The organism is Motilimonas sp. 1_MG-2023 (assembly GCF_030547455.1).
In the GTDB taxonomy this organism is placed as follows: Bacteria; Pseudomonadota; Gammaproteobacteria; order Enterobacterales; family CBDFNC01; genus Motilimonas.
On record NZ_JAUOPX010000005.1, the window covers coordinates 13,836 to 30,015 of the forward strand.

Below are 16,180 nucleotides of genomic sequence, written 5' to 3' on the forward strand. Positions count from 1 at the left end.
CTTTGATTTAACTGTATATACTCACAGTTAACTGTATATAAAAACAGGCTGTAATCATGAAACCATTAACACCGCGCCAAGCAGAAATTCTGGAATTAATTAAAGATAACATTGCCGATACTGGGCTGCCGCCAACGCGAGCGGAAATAGCCAAACAGTTAGGCTTTAAAAGTGCTAACTCAGCTGAAGAGCATTTGAAGGCCTTGGCCAAAAAAGGCGTGATTGAAATGATGCCTGGAACCTCTCGTGGTATTCGTTTGGTAGAAGCAGAGCCTGCTGCCAATGAAGATGAAGGGCTACCCCTTATTGGCCGAGTTGCTGCAGGTGAGCCCATATTGGCGCAAGAGCATGTTGAGTGTAATTACAAAGTGGATCCGAACTTATTTCACCCCAGTGCTGATTTCTTGTTACGCGTTAGTGGTATGAGTATGAAAGACATTGGGATTATGGACGGTGATTTACTTGCAGTGCATAAAACCAAAGATGTGCACAACGGCCAAGTGATCGTGGCTCGGGTTGAAGATGAAGTAACAGTAAAACGTTTTCAGCGTGATGGACGACAAGTGCTGCTACACCCCGAAAATGAAGAGTTCAATACCATTAAGGTTGATTTAGCCAGTGAGCATTTCGATGTTGAAGGTATCGCAGTTGGCGTTATTCGCAACGCAGATTGGATGTAACCTGTTGTTACCTAGTTAACCCGAATTCAAGCCGCCTTATTCAAGGCGGTCATTTTTTACTTCTTCGCCTGTTTGCTTTTTTCTGATTAGCCCCCTTTACAATAAATTTTTCTTGCCAACATTGGACGACTCTCATTTTACTGCTACGCGCTTAATTCTTACCACAAAAAATTAACATAAATTTTACAAATGGTTAAAAGCTGCTTTACTTGTCTTAGGTGAACGTAGCGGGGAGCTTAGCTTTACCTACTTGGGGAAGAGGCCAACTTTGTTGGCCTCGACCGTTGGCGGTGACAGAGGAGAGGTCATGTGAGCCAGCTAGATCGTTCAATGTTTAAAATTCTATTGTTCATCCGCTCAGTTTGTAAATGTTGTTGCTTGGTTTTAATAGTGAGCTTTTCAAACTCATTGTTAGCCAAATCAATGCCGTTTAACTTAACTGAAGGCGTGACCGATATCAGTCAGCAAGTTTACGACTTGCACATGACTATTTTTATTATCTGCTGTGTGATTGGCCTAGTGGTTTTTGCTGCAATGTTTTGGGCTATCTTTAATCACCGTAAAGATAAAGGCGCGCAAGCGGCGCAATTTCATGAGAATACCAAAGTCGAAATTATTTGGACCGCCATCCCTTTTGCGATCCTGATTGGTATGGCGATCCCTGCCACGAAAACCTTAATTGCGATGGAAGACCCCAGTGATGCGGATTTAACCATTCAAGTGACGGGCTCACAGTGGAAGTGGCACTATAAATATTTTGGCCACGATGTTGAATACTATAGTTTACTGGCCAGCCGCCAAGATCAAATTCATAACCAAAAACAAAAGCGCGAAAACTACCTACTTGAAGTGGACTATCCATTGGTTTTGCCTGTTGGCCAAAAGGTGCGCTTTTTGGTGACTTCAGAAGATGTGATTCATTCTTGGTGGGTGCCTGCCTTTGCCGTGAAAAAAGACGCTAATCCCGGCTTTATTAATGAAGCGTGGACTCGGATTAATGAGCCCGGCATTTATCGCGGTCAATGTGCTGAGTTGTGCGGAAAAGATCATGGGTTTATGCCTATTGTGGTGATCGCGAAACCCGTTGAAGAGTTTGAAGTTTGGTTAGCTGAGCAAGAACAAAAAGCTGTAGCAGCCAAAGCCGAAGAGCAAGCCATGTTGGCCATGAGTATGGACATGGATGAAATGATGCAACTAGGTGAGCAAGTTTATAACAAGCATTGCGCCGCATGCCATCAAGCGAGTGGTGAAGGTTTGGCTGGCGTATTTCCCTCCCTTAAAGGTAGTCAAATTGCTACCCAAGACATGTTAGGCCACATCAACATTGTGGTGCATGGTAAGCCAGGCACCGCGATGCAAGCGTTTGGTAAACAATTAACGTTAAAAGAATTAGCTGCCGTGATTGGCTACGAGCGAAATGCTTGGGGAAACAATACCGGCGACGTGATCCAACCCGCGCAAGTAAAAGCGGTGATGCAGCAGAAGGACCTATAACATGAGTACAGGATCCGCTTCTAACCCGCTCGTTTCAGATGCCGACGAGCATATTCATGAAGGGCACGACCATAAGCCTAAGGGTTTTTTAGCACGTTGGGTTTACACCACAAACCATAAAGACATTGGCAGCTTGTATCTGCTGTTTAGCTTTGCCATGTTTTTGACTGGCGGTGCGATGGCGATGGTGATCCGTGCTGAGCTATTTCAACCTGGATTGCAATTGCTTGAGCCAAATTTCTTTAATCAAATGACCACAGTGCACGGTTTAATTATGGTGTTTGGTGCGGTAATGCCAGCTTTCGTTGGTTTAGCCAACTGGATGATCCCGGTGATGATAGGCGCGCCAGACATGGCATTGCCACGAATGAATAACTGGAGTTTTTGGATTTTACCTTTTGCCTTTAGCTTAATGCTAATGACCTTATTTATGGAAGGTGGCGGTCCCAATTTTGGTTGGACTTTTTATGCCCCATTATCGACCAAATACAGCCCTGATAGCACCGCGTTATTCGTGTTTGCGGTTCATTTGATGGGGATTAGCTCAATTATGGGGGCCATTAATGTCATTGTTACCATAGTCAACTTACGTGCGCCGGGCATGACTATGATGAAGTTACCGCTATTTGTTTGGACGTGGTTGATCACTGCTTTCTTGTTGATTGCAGTCATGCCTGTGTTGGCTGGAGTGGTGACCATGGTGCTGACAGATAAATATTTTGGTACCAGCTTTTTTGATGCCGCCGGCGGCGGCGATCCGGTGATGTTTCAGCATATTTTTTGGTTTTTTGGTCACCCTGAAGTGTACATTATGATTTTGCCGTCATTTGGCATCATCTCAGCCATTGTCCCTACTTTTTCACGTAAGCCTTTGTTTGGTTACGCTTCTATGGTGTATGCCACCGCGTCTATCGCGGGATTAAGCTTTTTAGTGTGGGCCCATCACATGTTTACCACTGGGATGCCGGTCGCTGCTGAACTGTTCTTTATGTATTGCACTATGCTGATTTCCATTCCGACTGGGGTGAAGGTATTTAACTGGGTTGCAACGATGTGGCGCGGCTCTCTCACCTTTGAAGTGCCAATGCTGTTTGCCATTGCTTTTATTGTGCTGTTTACCATCGGTGGTTTTTCTGGGTTGATGTTGGCGATCACGCCAGTGGATTTTCAATATCACGATACCTATTTTGTGGTGGCACATTTTCATTATGTTTTAGTGTCGGGCGCGATTTTTTCCATTATGGCCGCGAGTTATTACTGGCTACCGAAATGGACGGGTTATATGTATGACGAAGGGTTAGCTAAGTGGCATTTTTGGTGCTCGTTAATTTCAGTCAATGTGCTGTTTTTCCCGATGCACTTTCTAGGCTTAGCGGGTATGCCAAGACGGATCCCCGATTATGCACTGCAGTTTGCTAATGTGAATGCGGTGGTTAGTCTCGGTGGCTTTGCCTTTGGTTTATCGCAACTGATTTTCTTAGTGGTGGTGATTAAGTGTATGCGTGGCAAAGGTGAGCGCGCCGCCGCCAAACCTTGGGAAGGCGCTGAAGGTTTAGAGTGGGAAATGCCTTCTCCTGCGCCTTATCATACTCATACCACACCACCTGAGATTAAATAACATGGCCAGCTCACGGCGTTTAGTTGGTGGATTATGCCTTGTCGTTTTTGGCATGTTTGGTTTTGGCTTTGCGTTGGTGCCTTTGTATCAGGTGTTTTGTGATTTAACTGGGCTGAACGGTAAAACCAGTAATATTGTGAATGCGCAAGCTCAAAGTAGCCAAGGCGTTGATCTTGAACGTATTGTCACAGTCGAGTTTGTCACTTACATCAGCAAGGGTATGCAATGGCAGCTCACGCCTAAGGTTGAGCAATTAAAAGTTAATCCCGGTCAGATGTACGAAATGGAATTTATCGCCACGAATCTCAGCTCGAAGGACCAAGTTGGACAAGCGGTGCCTTCGGTATCACCTGGGCAAGGCGCTAATTATTTAAATAAGACCGAGTGTTTTTGCTTTAATCAGCAACCCCTTGCTGCGGGCGAGACTGCCACTTTGCCGCTGCGGTTTTTTGTCGATACCGAGTTGCCGCAAGATATCAGCACTCTTACCTTGTCTTATACCTTATACGAACTGCCTCAGCCGCAGCAAAAAGGCTAAAGGAGCACGGTTATGTCTAGCACTTCTTCTGAGCAACATTCCACTGAAAAAACCGAAGCTTATTATGTGCCAAGCCAAAGTATTTGGCCGATTGTTGGGGCGGTTGGGTTGTTTTTGATGGCGTTCGGGGCCGCGCGCTGGATTGGCGGTGGTGGCGACCAATATAGTTGGGTGCTTTTCCTCGGCAGTGTGGTCATTATTTTCATGCTGTTTGGTTGGTTTGGTAATGTCATTACTGAGTCGATGTCGGGTATGTACAGTGCACAAATGGACCGCTCATTTCGTCAAGGCATGAGTTGGTTTATCTTTTCAGAAATCATGTTCTTTTTGGCTTTTTTTGGGGCCTTATTTTATGCTCGTACGATTGCTGTACCGTGGTTGGGCGGAGCAGGGAATAATGCCATGACACATGAAGTGCTTTGGCCGCAGTTTCAAGCTCACTGGCCGCTGGTTACTACCCCCGGCGGCATTACAACGACGGCGATGCCTTGGCAAGGGTTGCCATTAGCCAATACAATTATTCTATTAATTTCTTCAGTTACTTTGCATTTTGCTCATATCAATTTAGAGCGAGGCCTGCGCACGCAAGTGAAATTAGGACTTGGCCTCACGGTGTTATTAGGCTGCATTTTCTTGTTTTTACAAGCAGAAGAATACATTCATGCGTACCAAGAAATGGGCCTTACTTTAAGCTCAGGTTTATACGGTAATACCTTCTTTTTACTCACTGGATTTCATGGCCTACACGTTACCTTAGGTACCATTATTTTGTTTGTGCTGTTTTGTCGTGTACTCAAGGGGCACTTTACTCCGGCGCAGCATTTTGGCTTTCAGGCGGGCAGTTGGTATTGGCATTTTGTCGATGTGGTTTGGCTGTGTTTATTTGTCTTTGTTTATATTCTTTAAATTAAACTTGGCTTATTGCCAAGGGGCTGGGTTTGGTGTGATCAGCCCTAATGCGATGGCAATGAAGATAATCAATAACACCAAGGCTGAGCCGAACAAACGACGACCTAGGTAGCGAGTTAGCAGACTTTTATCGGGCTGCTTTAACAAAGTAGGTAAGGCTAATGCGAGATTAATCAGTACCGCAAGTACCACGCCAATAATCACAATTTTTATCACCATAGGGAGCCTTATGCGCTGGAGAAGGATCTCTTTCTTAGTTTTAAACTTGGCTCTAATTGGCTTAATGATCAAGGCGGGGTTTTGGCAATTGGATCGCGCCACGCAAAAACAGGCTATTTTAGATCGCGGAGCACAAACGCAAGCCTTGGCTGATACAGATGCGTTATGGCAGCAAAGTGCCGAAGAACTGAGCTTAAAAACGGTTCAGCTGATTGGCGAGTTAGATGTTTCGAAAATATGGCTGCTGGATAACAAAGTGCACCAAGGCGAGGTGGGCTACGAAGTGTTACTGGCGCTAACGCCAAGTGATAGTGAAAAGCGTGATAAGCGCATTTTGGTTAATTTGGGTTGGGTCTCTGGTTTGGGTGATCGCCAGCGCTGGCCTGATTTATCTCGATTAGAAGCTTGGCAGGGCACGGTGGCGGTTGCTGGGTTGTTACATCAACCAAATTTGGGTTTTCAGTTAGGTGATGAGCCATTAAGCGATACTTGGCCGCAGCGGTTACAAGGGCTAGATATGGATAAGTTAGCTGTGTTTTATCAGCAGCAAGGCTGGTCTTTGTCACCGGCGGTGTTACGGGTCGGCCCTGATCAAGATATTGGTTTTGTTAAAGAATGGCCCTTAATCACCATGACGCCAGCGAAACATATAGGTTATGCCTGGCAATGGTTTTTAATGGCTTTAGTGTCTACTGGATTGTTTTTCTGGTTTTATCAGCGAGGTGGTTTATATGAGAAAAAATAAAACCTTACTGCTGTTGTTATTAGTGTTTGTATTGCCTTTTGGCGTGGCGAAACTAGTACTTAATCAGCACTGGTATCAGGCGGGAAAGCTTAATAAAGGCGAGTTTTTACCTGAGCAAGTGATGTTGTTAGTGAGTGATAATCGCCAATGGTTACTGCTACACCCGAAAACCGATCAAGAGGCAAACTTATTACCTAAGTTAATCAGCTCATTAGGGCGTGAACAGCATCGTGTGCGTAGTGTTTCTATGGCGCAGCTTAGTGAATCAGAGCAAGCTAAATTGAGTACCGACTATTGGTATATTTGTGACCCTACCGGGCTGGTGTTACTGCGTTATGTGATCCCATCGCAGCAGAGTGAGCAATTACAGGTGGCTAAGGCATTGCAAACGGACTTACGCAAGTTATTGAAAATGTCTCGAGTGGGTTAAACGTTAGGCGAGAAGCATGGATGAGGGTGATTGATGGCCATTTTTAAGTTGAAATATCTTTCTATTATCGCGCTAGTGCTGGCTTTTTTGGTGGTTGGTATGGGCGCTTATACGCGTTTAACGGAAGCGGGTTTAGGTTGTCCTGATTGGCCCGGCTGCTATGGCCACCATAGTGTGCCTAATTCACCTGACGAAATAGCAAAGGCCGCTGCGGCTTTTCCTGACGTTCCCCTTGAGCCCCATAAAGCATGGAATGAAATGATCCATCGTTATTTAGCGGGAAGTTTAGGGTTACTCATCTTTGCTTTTGCATTACATGCCCTTTTTAGTCGGGTGGATCGCTTATTGTGTGTGAGCTTGTTATTGGCCGTTATTTTTCAAGCTGCGCTAGGGATGTGGACTGTGACCATGAATTTGATGCCTTTAATAGTGATGGGGCATTTGCTCGGTGGTTTCTTTATTCTGGCGTTGTTGTTTCTCTTCACCATTAAACAGTGGCCGATGCCAAGGACGAAAATTCAATGGCGGCAGGGCTTGTCTCGCTTTGCTTGGATAGGATTGGCCGTTCTTCTGTGTCAAATCGCTTTAGGTGGTTGGACTTCATCAAATTATGCGGCTGTGGTGTGCACGCAATTACCGCTATGTGAAGGCAACTGGTGGCAAAACTATAACCTAGCTGCTGCGCTTCACGTTCCAGAAGCTGACACTTATCAATATGGGGTATTAGATTATGGTGCGCGCACTACTATCCATGTTAGTCACCGCATTTGGGCGGCGGTGACCGCGCTGTGTTTAGTTGCGCTGGCCATTACTTGGCTATTACGTAGTCGAGACAGTTTAAGTCGAGGCTTGGCTTGGGGACTATTAGTGGCGGTGAGTGTTCAGTTTGCCTTAGGGATTAGTAATGTGGTGTTGCAATTACCTATTGCTATTGCGGTGGCACATAATTTAGTGGCGGCGTGTTTAGTGTTATTACTGGTGAGCTTGTTACTGCGCTTGTATCAAGCCAAGCAAGAGCAAGGAGGTCGACATGGCTAAATTATTAAGTGTTTCCGGTGCGTTAGACACATCTGTGAGCAGTACCTGGCGCAGCTATTATCAGCTAACGAAGCCAAAGGTTATTTATTTGTTGATGCTGACTGCGTTGGTGGGAATGTGTTTGGCTGTTGAAAGTTGGCTTCCTCCGCTGCAGGCGACTTTTTCACTACTGGGTATAGGTTTAGTTTGTGCGTCTGCTGCGGCGATTAATCAGATTTTAGATCGCAACATCGATGACAAAATGGCGCGCACTCAAGGTCGGCCTTTACCTAAGGGGCGCGTGTCGGTGCTTAATGCGAGTCTGTTCGCGGGTATATTAGCGCTAATGGGTTTTGTCATGCTGCTACTGGCCGCCAATTTATTAACAGCTATTTTAACCTTTGCTAGCATGTTAGGTTATGCGGTGGTCTATACCTTATTTTTAAAACGCGCCACACCGCAAAATATCGTGATAGGTGGTTTAGCGGGGGCAATGCCGCCATTATTGGGCTGGACAGCCATGACAGGGCAGTTTGATGGCAATGCGCTGTTGTTGGTGATGATTATTTTTACTTGGACACCGCCCCATTTTTGGGCGTTAGCTATTCATCGTCGTGATGATTATGCCAAAGCTAATATTCCTATGTTGCCGGTCACTCATGGCGTTGAATTTACCAAAACCTGCGTGTTGCTTTATACCTTGTTACTTTGTGCCGTTGCGCTATTACCTTGTTTAACTGGGTTGTCGTCATGGCTTTATGGGGTGGTAGTGATGGGGCTTAATCTGCGCTTTATGCAGCATGCTTGGCGATTAAAATTTAAGCCACAGCCCAATAGTGCAATAAATACCTTTAAATTTTCGATTGTTCACCTCATGATCCTGTTTTTAGCTTTGTTGTTGGATCATTGGTTGTTATGAAATCTAAATCATCATGGATATTGATTGCGCTGCTAGCCTTGCTGGCTGGAAGCTGGGCAGGGGTACAAATTATTAATCGCGCACCTGCAGTGAAAGCGGTGTATTACCAGCCGGCTAAGGTGTTAGCGGACTTTACTTTAGTGCGGGACCAAAGTGAGTTTACCAAAAAAGATTTACTCGGGCGTTGGAGTCTAGTGTTTATTGGCTATACCTTTTGCCCTGATATTTGTCCAACGACTCTCGCCGACTTAAATCGTATTTACCCTCAGCTTAAGGCTAACCCGGCAAAGGCTGATGTGCAGGTGGTGTTTTTATCGGTTGACCCTAACCGTGATACGCCAAAAAATTTGACCGAATATACTCACTATTTTAATGATGAGTTTGTTGGTGTAACAGCTGCTCATAAAGTGTTGTTTCCACTGACTCGTGCGCTAGGGATGGTTTATAGCATCGTCGAAGAGGGCACAGAAGGAGCGTATTTAGTTGATCACAGTGCATCGATTGCGTTACTTAATCCAGAAGGAGAGTTACAGGCGGTATTTCGGCCAGAGTTTGAGCCTGGTAGCATACCTGCTGTTGATATGGATCAGTTAGTGTCTGACTTTTATGTTATTTCTGACCGTTAGTTTAAGCAACCGTTCTTAATGTTAACGCTAGCAATAGTGATGCTTACTCAGAGGTTTTATCCTTCTCTGGCCTAGGCCATTTAGTTTGAACATATTTTGTTAGATCTATCAATATAGTCTAATATCGATTTAGGCGGTTAATTATACATCTTTGTTATTTTTAATTGATAGGTAGAGCAGCAACCCCTAGTTTGTTTCTTGGGTTTTGTTTTTCATCTAAGTCTAAGGTGAGCGAATGACTGAAAAGATCAGTTTGATGTTGGATACGCATTTTAATAGTTTTGTTGCGCGTCAAGTAGCGACAGGGCGTTATGCTTCTGAGAAAGATGTGATACTGGCAGGGCTAAAGGCATTAGAGCATGCTGAAGCAAAAGCCAATGCGCTGCGTTTTATGATGAATAATGGTTGTGAGAACGCCTTAATTGAATATTCATTTGAACAGTTGATTGCTGAATTTGACGATTTCGCTGCTTGATGGCGAGAAAGCGACACTCAGCAAGTTTTTTCTCTTCGATGCGTTTACCAGAGCCTGCTTTTACCTGCTTCATTCAAGTGAATGAAGCAGGTAATGTATTTTAAGGCACCTGAAATCTGCAATAGAATTTATTAAAGCTATTCCAACTCACTTTACGTTATTAACGGTTTAGTTTAACCGGGGTGATCATCGACACGGGGTTGAACTAGCATAGGCCCAAATTTTAATGTGAATATAGCGAAGGCAAAACACCATAAGCCACCAGCCAACCAAAGCAATTCATTCATCCATTGTGGCCAAAGTAAAACAGCAAAGGTGCGCACCAATGCTGCACTAGCGATGGCAAGAAAGGCCCAGGTCATATTCGGTCCTTGATAGATATTACGACCAGTATGGCCCATGGTAACCCGAGTGATCATAGCCAAAATAACCCCCGCAATACTGCCTATGGCGATTAAATGTAATGATACGTGCCAAAATCCCGGAAACAGATTAAGCCCCAGCACCAATAAACTAAGAGGAATAAAGGCATAGCCTAAATGTAATGACCACAGTAGGGGCTCGTGTAAGGTTTTAAGGCCTTGCCAGCGATATAGACGAATAAATTGAAAGGTGGCGGCAAACACGAATAAGGGCGGCGACCAGAGAGCATTTAAGCTTGGTATAAAGCTTAAAATAAAAAGCACAATGAATGGAATGTTCGCCGCGCTTTCTAGCCAAAAAAAGCTTCTGGGTTTGTCTATGCCTAGTTTTGTTGCGGTAAAGAAAGGAATCACTCGAGCACCCATGATTGATAATAATAAGGCAAACCACCAAATCATACTCTGCCACAGTGCTGAACTGGTAAATGACAATTGAAGCCCCAATATAGGTTGGCCGTTAATGCTGATGTAACTTAATGCATTAACCACTAAAGCAAGTAGCAACAGCGGCACGAAAAATAGGTTTTTCCAGCGTTTCATTTTTATCACACGTTTAGCTACTGCAATGGCGCAACTTAAGATAAATAGAGACTCAATGATTAAGATGATAATCAATGGTGTCGGGGTCCAAAATAATAGCCGCGGTAACAGCCATAGACTAAACAAACCCGCTAAAGCCCAACTGTGCGTACCTCGGATCCCAGTCCAGTTTTGCACCGCCGTTAATACAAAGCCCATCACTATCGCCATGGCAAAACCAAATAATAGTTCATGAACGTGCCACCATAGGGCGGGGACTACGAGTAGATCGGGTTGACCATGACTACGCAGCCATAGCCACACAGGAATACATAAAATTGCGTATAAGCTGGCAAATAGAAAGAATGGCCGAAAGCCAAGTCGAAATATTGGTAGTACTCTGTCTTCTTTCGCTCTATCGACAATATTAAGCATCAGGGCTCCTTGAATTATGAGATATGTTCTTGATGATAATCTGTACTCCCACCGCGATGCTTGCTTTACGTTAATAAGCGGCTAATTAAATACAATTTTACCCTTTATAGGTAGTGTTTAGCGGATGGTTTGTTACACTTCGCGCGAATTGTTCAAGGTGTAAAATGATGAAATCCCCCGTCTGGTTATCTGATCCTAGTTATCGTAAGCGTTTGTTTGCACTGGCGTTGCCGATGATGCTGTCAAATGTCACTGTTCCTCTGTTGGGCTTGGTGGATGCCGCTGTGCTAGGTCATCTCGATCATAGTTACTACCTAGCTGGCGTTTCGGTAGGGGCAATGCTGATCACCTTGGCATTTTGGTTGCTGGGTTTTTTACGCATGTCGACAACGGGGCTGGTGGCACAGGCTTTTGGGCGTAACGATGCCATGGCGATCAAACAAGTACTGCTGCAATCTTTGGTGTTGGCTGGGGCTTTGTCCGTGTTATTGCTAGTGCTGCAAAGTGTTATCTTAAACTTAGGGCTAATGTTGGCGGCGCCAAGTGAGCAAGTGGCGTTTTATGCACAGCAGTATTTTTCCATTCGCATTTGGAGTGCACCGGCAGCGTTAGCGAATTATGTCATCTTAGGTTGGCTACTCGGGATGCAAAATGCACGGGCGCCAATGTGGTTATTAATCATCACTAACCTCGTTAATATTTTGCTCGATCTATGGTTTGTTTTAGGTTTAGGTTGGCAAGTGCAAGGTGCGGCGGCAGCGTCAGTCATAGCTGATTATTTTGGTTTTGGGCTGGGCTTATATTTTGTGTTTCACGCCATTAAGCCACATTGGCAGCCAGGTGATTTGTCAGCATTAATGAAAAAGATTTGGGTCAAGGTAAACTTTTTCCGTCTGATTGCTCTCAACCGAGATATTTTTTTACGTACCTTATGTGTGCAAATTTGTTTCTCATTTATGACCTTTTACGGCGCGCGTTTAGGTGATGATATTGTGGCTGCCAATGCAGTGTTACTAAACTTCTTACTTTTTATTTCTTTTGCCCTAGACGGTTTAGCTTATGCCATTGAAGCGCAGATAGGTAAAGCGGTGGGACGACGTGACTCCGTTGAATTTAAGCGCTGCGTCAATGTGACTTTCTTTTACGCGTTACTATTTGCCATGTTGTTAATGGTTATTTTCGCTCTGTTTGGTGCCCATATTATCGCTTTAATTACCGATATTCCCAGCATTCAAACAACTGCAAATAATTACCTTATTTGGTTGGTATTTATTCCATTGACCTCAGTTTGGTGTTTTATTTTAGATGGTATTTTCATTGGTGCGACTCAAGCCAAAGCAATGCGAAACAGTATGGTGTTTGCAACACTGTGCTGTTTTTTTCCAGTGTGGTGGTTGGCAAAAGACTTTGGCAATCACAGCTTATGGATGGCAATGAATGCCTTTATGCTAGGTCGCGGGCTAAGTCTAGGTTATCTCTATTGTAGAATGCAGCGTAATAATCGTTTTTGGTCATTTAATGATATAGGTTGATTGAAATATCACTGATCTCCGTTACACTTGTGGTGATATTAATTTGACCTTGAGTGAAACTGTGAATGCGCTGAGAAAATGGCTCGGTTTAACTGGGCTAGCGGCAATATTAATAGGCTGTGGTAGCAAAGATATTGCTTATTATGAGACACACGTTGATGAAGCAAAGGGAAAACTGGTTGAGTGTAGTTATAATAATTTCTCCGCCAGTATGATACCGAGCGAACTTACTGACTTAATCTTCCAAGATAAAGAGTGTGAAGCGGCGAGAACAGCACGTCTTGCCGAAAAGCGTATTAAGCAGCAACAGTTACAACAACGAGATGATGGCCAGCGTCGCAATGAATACGAACTTCAAAAAGCTCAATTATTAGCGATGAGTTACTTGGCCTTTACTGAAATTGAAAGTACTTGTGGTTGGGCTGATGTGAGTCTGATTTGTCAAGTGGCTCGTGATCTCCAAGACGATATGTTAGCCAACGAAGTAGCACGCCTGAAGCAAACTTATAGTGGGGTTGCGTTAGTTCAATTTAAAGCGGATGCGTGTCGTGGCGGCGCAACTTATGTTCAGGCTGCATGTAATGTGGCTGAAATTGCCCTTGGTCAGCAGCAAACCCAGCGCGTGTCCTATTATTTAGCCAATCAATCTGCATTTAAACAAGAGTACAACGCTTGTAGAATTGAGTTATTAGCTAATGATGCTGACGCCATTGCGCAATATATGAATGGCGACCATCGATGTGCACTTGTTGCTAAAGCTGCTAACCTGATAGGTTTACATGATTTTTCACAGCCGCTTTAACCGTCGTTAAGTTAAACTGCGCCTGGATAACCTAGTTGACGCCAGCCTTCATAAACAAATACCGACACCGCATTAGATAAATTCATTGAGCGACTATTGGGGCTCATTGGGATCCGCAGCTTTTGCTCAACGGGTAAGCTATCTAAAATTTCAGGTGGTAGGCCACGGGTTTCAGGGCCAAATAATAAAATATCACCATCTTTAAACTCACTATCACTATGAAAAGTTGTGGTTTTGGTGGTGCATGCAAACAGGCGTTTGTTGCCAACATAAGCTAGAAAATCTTCGTAATTGGCATGACGTGTAACATGAGTCATCTCATGATAATCAAGACCAGCACGGCGAACCTTTTTATCATCAAGATCAAATCCCAGCGGCTCTATTAGGTGCAATTTACAGCCAGTGTTGGCGCATAAACGAATGATATTTCCAGTATTCGGCGGGATTTCTGGTTGGTACAGGGCGACTTCTAACATGATGGTTACTCAATCAAGAACGAAACCGCAAGCATATCAAATAAATTCTACTTTTGCGGTATGATAGCGGCTGGTATTTACTGGTGGGATAGATATGAAAGACTTTAAATGGGTAGCACCGATTGTTATTTTAGTGAGTGCACTACCAATTACCTTGAATTTTGTGATTAATGGCTATTTTGAAAAACTAGATAATAAGCTAGCGGCCGAGAAGAAGCAGCGTGAAATTGCGCAGTACTATGAAAAAAAGGCGCGTATTGAATCGCGCCGTTTTGCGGAAAATATGTTTCCCGGCCTGGTTACACCTGGTTTGCTCCATCTTGAGAGCGTTAACTAACCAAATGCATTGACTATCGGGGTTTTTAACCGAACAGTAGCCAAATGATAGTGCCCACCACCATAAGCTTAATTTTGGTTTTCCAGGAAGCCTTGTAGATCATTTGTGCCAAAGCAATCGGCATAAATAGTCCAATGAAAATATAATCTTTAGTGCTTAATTTAGTATCTTCTTCTGCTTCGGATTGTGGGTTTTGTTCTGGCGCACTTTCTGCGTATTCTTGCTCCACTGGGCCGGTGACTTTTCTCGCTTGTTTTTGCGCCGCTTGTTGCTTTGGTGTCAACTCGAGTACTGGTTCGGGTTTTTCTGCTGGTTGCCACCAGTTTTCTCTTGGTGCTTCACCTAAGCCTGCCTTCACGCGCATCAAGCGTTTATTTAACTGAGTCACCTTGCTGGAGCGCGTTTTAACGCCATATTTTCGTTTAATATGTACTAATTGCTTTTGTAACGGGATGCCTTTTTGAGCGTCCAGCATGGCAACAAAGTTGGCGTAGCCTTCTAAGCTAGGAAACAATGCCCCTGGGCCCCATGATTTACCCTCGGGCCCGTATAAGTCTATTTGGTGTAAAATGGCGCGAAAGCGTTTTAGAGTTTTGCGATCCACCGATGCTTTTTCATTAACCACGACACCAGTGACTTCCTGTTTTTGATGGCGGCGCATGACCTTAGTTTTATCTGGATGTAATAAAAACCCTTCACTTGTAACAATTTGTTTTACTCGCCATAGCAAAGACTGCACTTTATTTGGTTCGTCGCTGGAAAAACTGAGATCGTCGGCATATCGGGTATAGGCAAAGCCTAGTTTTTCTGCCATACCTGCTAGTCTAGCGTCCAAACGTCGGCACAAAATATTAGTGATGGCGGGGCTACAAGGCGCGCCTTGTGGCAAAGTTCTTGGCCCTTGGTCAATATGCCAAACTTGGCCGTCCATCGCCACCGCCTCGGTGTCCGGCTCGGTGGCCAATAAGGCAAACAGGGTGGCCAACTCTTCGCTGTATCCTTGTTTGCAAAATAGTCCCTTCACTCGAGCGTAACTGATACTAGGGAAAAAGTCTTTCAGGTCAAAGTTGACGACTACACCTTTGTTTATATGTGGTTGGGCATTGCTAAGTATGCTGCGCCCAGGTACAAAACCATGCGCGGCAGAGTGTAACTTGACGGGGGCGAGTACATTCTCTAGTAGCCAATATTGCGCTCGTTTTAGCCTAGGCATGGGGGCTGAAATATGCCGTTTACCACCTGTTTTCTTTTCAATGGCAAACTTTTTATAGTGGCTGGTTTGCGATACCTCTTTCTGGTAGCACAGAAACCTTAGCTCTCCGATACTGATACCCATTCCTTGGGCTAATGCTTGACTATCAGCAAAATAGGGCAGGCCTTGACTGGTTAATTTACTCTTATCGCTGATTTTTTCGCTTAAGCCCGCAGAAAATTTTTCACCCAAATAAGTAATTTCTTTTTGTTGTTTTTGATACCAATTGAGGGCATTTTCATAGCGAGTTTTATTTCTTGTCTGGCGCACTTGTTCGCGCTTTTCTAACGCGGCTTTTTTACGCTCTTGGTGTAGGTACGCCAGCGCTTTTTCTGGATCACTATATAATTCATCCTGTGAACTTAACTCTCTCAGCTGAGCCATTAACTGAGCGCGTTTTTCAACAAATTCCTGAGTTAAATTGGGCTGTTCTTCGTCATTACGCCAAAAGCCTAAGCGTTTCATTTCGTCAAGTATGTATTCTTCTTTACTCGACTTTCGTATTTTATCGTAAATTTCTTGGCGGGTTAATTTTGTGCTTGATTCAGACATTACAAAAGCCTCCGGCGCGACCAATTTGGCTTAAGCGCTGGGTAAAAACATAAATAAGAAGCATTGATAAGAAGGGAAATAGCAACGCGGTGAAAGTTTCCTTCGAAGAGTTCTCAGTGCTAAGGCAATCAACTCGATGCCGTACGCCCCCTATATCACTCATTGGCTTCTTTGAAGCCATAC

General features: G+C 44.3%; 18 protein-coding genes. 14 read left to right on the forward strand and 4 right to left on the reverse strand.

Annotated elements, in window-relative coordinates; genetic code table 11:
* The first annotated feature begins 56 nt into the window (after nucleotides 1–56).
* The 5 genes from lexA to Q4519_RS03675 all read left to right on the forward strand — a co-directional run bounded on the left by lexA (nucleotide 57) and on the right by Q4519_RS03675 (nucleotide 5,236).
* A complete protein-coding gene (lexA, locus tag Q4519_RS03655) occupies nucleotides 57–680 on the forward strand; it encodes a transcriptional repressor LexA (RefSeq protein ID WP_232800892.1) in 624 nt (207 codons plus the stop codon).
* 423 nt (nucleotides 681–1,103) lie between these two features.
* Complete coding sequence (gene coxB / locus Q4519_RS03660; RefSeq protein WP_303509929.1) at nucleotides 1,104–2,174, forward strand: cytochrome c oxidase subunit II; 1,071 nt, start codon at nucleotides 1,104–1,106, stop codon at nucleotides 2,172–2,174.
* Nucleotide 2,175: 1 nt separating this feature from the next.
* The gene (ctaD, locus tag Q4519_RS03665; RefSeq protein ID WP_232800889.1) at nucleotides 2,176–3,792 is read left to right on the forward strand and encodes a cytochrome c oxidase subunit I; all 1,617 of its coding nucleotides are present in this window, start codon (nucleotides 2,176–2,178) and stop codon (nucleotides 3,790–3,792) included.
* 1 nt (nucleotide 3,793) lies between these two features.
* Nucleotides 3,794–4,330, forward strand: coding sequence for a cytochrome c oxidase assembly protein (locus Q4519_RS03670; protein WP_303509660.1), 537 nt, complete (start codon nucleotides 3,794–3,796; stop codon nucleotides 4,328–4,330).
* A 12-nt stretch (nucleotides 4,331–4,342) separates the two neighbouring features.
* Nucleotides 4,343–5,236: a cytochrome c oxidase subunit 3 gene (locus Q4519_RS03675; protein ID WP_232800885.1), complete on the forward strand. Its 894-nt coding sequence runs from the start codon at nucleotides 4,343–4,345 to the stop codon at nucleotides 5,234–5,236.
* A 12-nt stretch (nucleotides 5,237–5,248) separates the two neighbouring features.
* On the opposite strand, the gene Q4519_RS03680 is transcribed toward Q4519_RS03675, so the two are convergent.
* A complete protein-coding gene (locus tag Q4519_RS03680) occupies nucleotides 5,249–5,458 on the reverse strand; it encodes a DUF2909 family protein (protein WP_303509663.1) in 210 nt (69 codons plus the stop codon).
* A 10-nt stretch (nucleotides 5,459–5,468) separates the two neighbouring features.
* Between Q4519_RS03680 and Q4519_RS03685 the strand changes: the two genes are divergently transcribed.
* The 6 genes from Q4519_RS03685 (at nucleotide 5,469) to Q4519_RS03710 (ending at nucleotide 9,670) form a co-directional block, all read left to right on the forward strand.
* On the forward strand, nucleotides 5,469–6,203 hold the full coding sequence (locus Q4519_RS03685) for an SURF1 family protein (protein ID WP_303509666.1): 735 nt from the start codon (nucleotides 5,469–5,471) through the stop codon (nucleotides 6,201–6,203).
* The gene (locus tag Q4519_RS03690; RefSeq protein ID WP_232800880.1) at nucleotides 6,190–6,633 is read left to right on the forward strand and encodes a hypothetical protein; all 444 of its coding nucleotides are present in this window, start codon (nucleotides 6,190–6,192) and stop codon (nucleotides 6,631–6,633) included. The genes Q4519_RS03685 and Q4519_RS03690 overlap by 14 nt, the downstream gene beginning before the upstream one ends.
* A 33-nt stretch (nucleotides 6,634–6,666) precedes the next feature.
* Entirely contained in the window at nucleotides 6,667–7,671 is a 1,005-nt protein-coding gene (locus tag Q4519_RS03695) for a heme A synthase (protein ID WP_303509669.1), read from the forward strand.
* A complete protein-coding gene (cyoE, locus tag Q4519_RS03700; protein WP_232800875.1) occupies nucleotides 7,664–8,569 on the forward strand; it encodes a heme o synthase in 906 nt (301 codons plus the stop codon). Before Q4519_RS03695 ends, cyoE begins: the two co-directional genes overlap by 8 nt.
* The gene (locus tag Q4519_RS03705) at nucleotides 8,566–9,195 is read left to right on the forward strand and encodes an SCO family protein (RefSeq protein ID WP_232800873.1); all 630 of its coding nucleotides are present in this window, start codon (nucleotides 8,566–8,568) and stop codon (nucleotides 9,193–9,195) included. Before cyoE ends, Q4519_RS03705 begins: the two co-directional genes overlap by 4 nt.
* Nucleotides 9,196–9,430: 235 nt before the next feature.
* Nucleotides 9,431–9,670, forward strand: coding sequence for a type II toxin-antitoxin system ParD family antitoxin (locus Q4519_RS03710; protein ID WP_232800871.1), 240 nt, complete (start codon nucleotides 9,431–9,433; stop codon nucleotides 9,668–9,670).
* Between the two features lie 173 nt (nucleotides 9,671–9,843).
* Here Q4519_RS03710 and Q4519_RS03715 read toward each other — a convergent pair whose 3' ends face one another.
* Nucleotides 9,844–11,046, reverse strand: coding sequence for an NnrS family protein (locus Q4519_RS03715; protein WP_303509678.1), 1,203 nt, complete (start codon nucleotides 11,044–11,046; stop codon nucleotides 9,844–9,846).
* A 167-nt stretch (nucleotides 11,047–11,213) separates the two neighbouring features.
* Here Q4519_RS03715 and dinF point away from each other — a divergent pair, with 167 nt between their 5' ends.
* Together dinF and Q4519_RS03725 are read left to right on the forward strand one after the other, a co-directional pair.
* Nucleotides 11,214–12,578 carry an MATE family efflux transporter DinF gene (gene dinF / locus Q4519_RS03720; RefSeq protein ID WP_303509681.1) on the forward strand — a complete coding sequence of 455 codons (1,365 nt, stop codon included), beginning with the start codon at nucleotides 11,214–11,216 and terminating at the stop codon, nucleotides 12,576–12,578.
* Between the two features lie 43 nt (nucleotides 12,579–12,621).
* The gene (locus Q4519_RS03725) at nucleotides 12,622–13,380 is read left to right on the forward strand and encodes a hypothetical protein (protein ID WP_303509684.1); all 759 of its coding nucleotides are present in this window, start codon (nucleotides 12,622–12,624) and stop codon (nucleotides 13,378–13,380) included.
* Nucleotides 13,381–13,391: 11 nt separating this feature from the next.
* On the opposite strand, the gene trmL is transcribed toward Q4519_RS03725, so the two are convergent.
* Nucleotides 13,392–13,856, reverse strand: coding sequence for a tRNA (uridine(34)/cytosine(34)/5-carboxymethylaminomethyluridine(34)-2'-O)-methyltransferase TrmL (trmL, locus tag Q4519_RS03730; RefSeq protein WP_303509687.1), 465 nt, complete (start codon nucleotides 13,854–13,856; stop codon nucleotides 13,392–13,394).
* 94 nt (nucleotides 13,857–13,950) lie between these two features.
* On the opposite strand from trmL, the gene Q4519_RS03735 reads away from it, so the two are divergent.
* Nucleotides 13,951–14,193: a hypothetical protein gene (locus Q4519_RS03735; RefSeq protein WP_232800861.1), complete on the forward strand. Its 243-nt coding sequence runs from the start codon at nucleotides 13,951–13,953 to the stop codon at nucleotides 14,191–14,193.
* A 25-nt stretch (nucleotides 14,194–14,218) separates the two neighbouring features.
* Here Q4519_RS03735 and Q4519_RS03740 read toward each other — a convergent pair whose 3' ends face one another.
* Entirely contained in the window at nucleotides 14,219–15,997 is a 1,779-nt protein-coding gene (locus Q4519_RS03740) for a reverse transcriptase family protein (protein WP_303509691.1), read from the reverse strand.
* Nucleotides 15,998–16,180: the final 183 nt, after the last annotated feature.

What these genes read in the sequence shown, in the direction of transcription:
- lexA (WP_232800892.1), top strand. Translation starts at nt 57, where the DNA reads ATGAAACCATTAACACCGCGCCAAGCAGAAATTCTGGAATTAATTAAA.
- coxB (WP_303509929.1), top strand. Translation starts at nt 1,104, where the DNA reads ATGCCGTTTAACTTAACTGAAGGCGTGACCGATATCAGTCAGCAAGTT.
- ctaD (WP_232800889.1), top strand. Translation starts at nt 2,176, where the DNA reads ATGAGTACAGGATCCGCTTCTAACCCGCTCGTTTCAGATGCCGACGAG.
- Q4519_RS03670 (WP_303509660.1), top strand. Translation starts at nt 3,794, where the DNA reads ATGGCCAGCTCACGGCGTTTAGTTGGTGGATTATGCCTTGTCGTTTTT.
- Q4519_RS03675 (WP_232800885.1), top strand. Translation starts at nt 4,343, where the DNA reads ATGTCTAGCACTTCTTCTGAGCAACATTCCACTGAAAAAACCGAAGCT.
- Q4519_RS03680 (WP_303509663.1), bottom strand. Translation starts at nt 5,458, where the DNA reads ATGGTGATAAAAATTGTGATTATTGGCGTGGTACTTGCGGTACTGATT.
- Q4519_RS03685 (WP_303509666.1), top strand. Translation starts at nt 5,469, where the DNA reads ATGCGCTGGAGAAGGATCTCTTTCTTAGTTTTAAACTTGGCTCTAATT.
- Q4519_RS03690 (WP_232800880.1), top strand. Translation starts at nt 6,190, where the DNA reads ATGAGAAAAAATAAAACCTTACTGCTGTTGTTATTAGTGTTTGTATTG.
- Q4519_RS03695 (WP_303509669.1), top strand. Translation starts at nt 6,667, where the DNA reads ATGGCCATTTTTAAGTTGAAATATCTTTCTATTATCGCGCTAGTGCTG.
- cyoE (WP_232800875.1), top strand. Translation starts at nt 7,664, where the DNA reads ATGGCTAAATTATTAAGTGTTTCCGGTGCGTTAGACACATCTGTGAGC.
- Q4519_RS03705 (WP_232800873.1), top strand. Translation starts at nt 8,566, where the DNA reads ATGAAATCTAAATCATCATGGATATTGATTGCGCTGCTAGCCTTGCTG.
- Q4519_RS03710 (WP_232800871.1), top strand. Translation starts at nt 9,431, where the DNA reads ATGACTGAAAAGATCAGTTTGATGTTGGATACGCATTTTAATAGTTTT.
- Q4519_RS03715 (WP_303509678.1), bottom strand. Translation starts at nt 11,046, where the DNA reads ATGCTTAATATTGTCGATAGAGCGAAAGAAGACAGAGTACTACCAATA.
- dinF (WP_303509681.1), top strand. Translation starts at nt 11,214, where the DNA reads ATGAAATCCCCCGTCTGGTTATCTGATCCTAGTTATCGTAAGCGTTTG.
- trmL (WP_303509687.1), bottom strand. Translation starts at nt 13,856, where the DNA reads ATGTTAGAAGTCGCCCTGTACCAACCAGAAATCCCGCCGAATACTGGA.
- Q4519_RS03735 (WP_232800861.1), top strand. Translation starts at nt 13,951, where the DNA reads ATGAAAGACTTTAAATGGGTAGCACCGATTGTTATTTTAGTGAGTGCA.
- Q4519_RS03740 (WP_303509691.1), bottom strand. Translation starts at nt 15,997, where the DNA reads ATGTCTGAATCAAGCACAAAATTAACCCGCCAAGAAATTTACGATAAA.